General features: G+C 41.5%; 1 protein-coding gene and 2 pseudogenes. 1 reads left to right on the top strand and 2 read right to left on the bottom strand.

The features are described from left to right. Positions 1–25: 25 nt before the first annotated feature. Positions 26–73 (bottom strand): annotated as a pseudogene (locus FFR48_RS30700) (alpha/beta hydrolase); the annotation flags it as partial. A gap of 229 nt (positions 74–302) precedes the next feature. Between FFR48_RS30700 and FFR48_RS27920 the strand changes: the two are divergent. After that, positions 303–1,070, top strand: a complete 768-nt coding sequence (locus tag FFR48_RS27920) for an energy-coupling factor ABC transporter ATP-binding protein (RefSeq protein WP_137669578.1) — start codon at positions 303–305, stop codon at positions 1,068–1,070. Here FFR48_RS27920 and FFR48_RS29850 read toward each other — a convergent pair. Next, positions 1,020–1,248 (bottom strand): annotated as a pseudogene (locus FFR48_RS29850) (hypothetical protein); the annotation flags it as partial. The gene FFR48_RS27920 and the pseudogene FFR48_RS29850 overlap by 51 nt on opposite strands.

The raw sequence follows: 1,248 nt of genomic DNA, 5'->3' as shown, positions 1-1,248 counted from the left end.
TAATTGGTAATTGGTAATTGGTAATTGGTAATTGGTAATTGGTAATTGGTAATTGGTAATTGGTAATTGGTAATTGGTAATTGGTAATTGGTAATTGGTAATTTTTAAAGACGCTTTCCTACCAACTATCAACTGTCACCTGTCACCTGTCAACTGTCAACTGTCAACTGTCAACTGTCAACTGTCAACTGTCAACTGTCAACTGTCAACTGTCAACTGTCAACTGTCAACTGTCAACTGTCAACTGTCAACTATCAACTGTCAACTGTCAATTATCAACTATCAATTATCAACTATCAACCATGCTCAAATTAGAGCAAATTAATCTATTTACAAAGCTCAAAAGTCAAGCTAGGAATAATGTACCAGGATATCCAATTTTACAGGATATTTCCTTTGAAGTTTTTAGTGGCGATCGCATGACAATTATCGGTCATTCCGGTGCTGGTAAAACTTCCCTTCTGCGACTCATCAACCGTTTAACCGAACCCACCAGTGGTAAAATTTATCTGGAAAATCAGGAATATCACCAAATTCCCATTATCCAGCTACGTCAACAAGTAACATTAGTACACCAAGAAACTAAACTTTTGGGGATGACAGTTGGGGAAGCCATAGCTTATCCTTTAATTTTGCGAAAGTCTCCAAAGCAGCAAATTCAGGAAAAAGTTAGTTATTGGAGAGAACAACTACAAATTCCTGAAAATTGGTTAGGACGTACCCAAGTACAGCTTTCAGCAGGTCAAAAACAATTAGTTGCGATCGCTCGTGCTTTAGTCATCCAACCCCAAATTTTACTGCTAGATGAGCCTTTTTCCGCCCTAGACCCCGCACAAACTTCTTTTTTGTCAAACATCCTCAACCAACCAGTTCAAGACCCTTCCCAACCCCTTAAAACCGCGATATTGATGGTAAACAATCAACTTGACATTGCCCAAGAATTTAGCAACCGTGTATTGCATCTCCAGCAAGGTCAAATTGTCGCCAACCTACCCACCTCACAAGTCAACTGGGAAGACCTAAAAACCAACTTGATAGCAGCACAAAATCAAGTAGATGGTGATTGGTGATTGGTGATTGGTGATTGGGAAAGAGGAGATTGGTGATGGGTGATTGGGAAAGGGTGGGTGGGGGTTTGGTGTTTGGGAAAGGGGAGATTGGTGAGTGAGGCGTGGGTAGGTGGTGAGTGGCGGTTGGCGAATGGGTCTGGGAGCGTAGCGGGTGTGTAGGTCGATGCTAGGAAGCATA

It is taken from the genome of Sphaerospermopsis reniformis (assembly GCF_005402885.1).
In the GTDB taxonomy this organism is placed as follows: domain Bacteria; phylum Cyanobacteriota; class Cyanobacteriia; order Cyanobacteriales; family Nostocaceae; genus Sphaerospermopsis; species Sphaerospermopsis kisseleviana.
The sequence above is the reverse complement of the archived record's forward strand: the minus strand, read 5'-3'. Positions and strand labels throughout refer to the sequence as shown.